The organism is Streptomyces sp. NPDC059524 (assembly GCF_042749255.1).
In the GTDB taxonomy this organism is placed as follows: Bacteria; Actinomycetota; Actinomycetes; order Streptomycetales; family Streptomycetaceae; genus Streptomyces; species Streptomyces xanthii.
Map to the genome: position 1 here is coordinate 17,008 of NZ_JBHYTK010000071.1, position 372 is coordinate 17,379.

Here is a 372-nt window from a genome sequence, read left to right on the forward strand (position 1 = left end):
TCGCCCCCCCGTTGCGGTCCGGCCCGCGCCCGTGACCGTCCTCGCCCCCGCCCCCCCCTCCCCGCCCGCGGCGGCACGTGCGACTGGTCATCGTCGACGGCGTCGACAGGCTGGGGCGACTCGGGGGCGGTCACGGGGGCGCTCCTTGTTCGGGCAGGGCGGGGGTACTGCTCCCCAGAGCCTACCTACCTCCTGTATGTTTGAGACCCCGAGGGGATATGCTTACCTTCGGTTCCAAGGAGCCCCGGTAGCCCAATCGGCAGAGGCCATCGTCTCAAACACGATCCAGTGTGGGTTCAAGTCCCACCCGGGGCACATTGCCTTCGATTCGAAGGAACCCAATCGAATGCGGACGTTCACGTTCTCGTGAAC

The 372-nt window shown here is 67.2% G+C and carries 1 tRNA gene; it reads left to right on the forward strand.

What is annotated here, in order from left to right:
• Positions 1-241 precede the first annotated feature (241 nt).
• Positions 242-315, forward strand: a tRNA-Leu gene (locus ACFW9D_RS20825).
• Positions 316-372 lie beyond the last annotated feature (57 nt).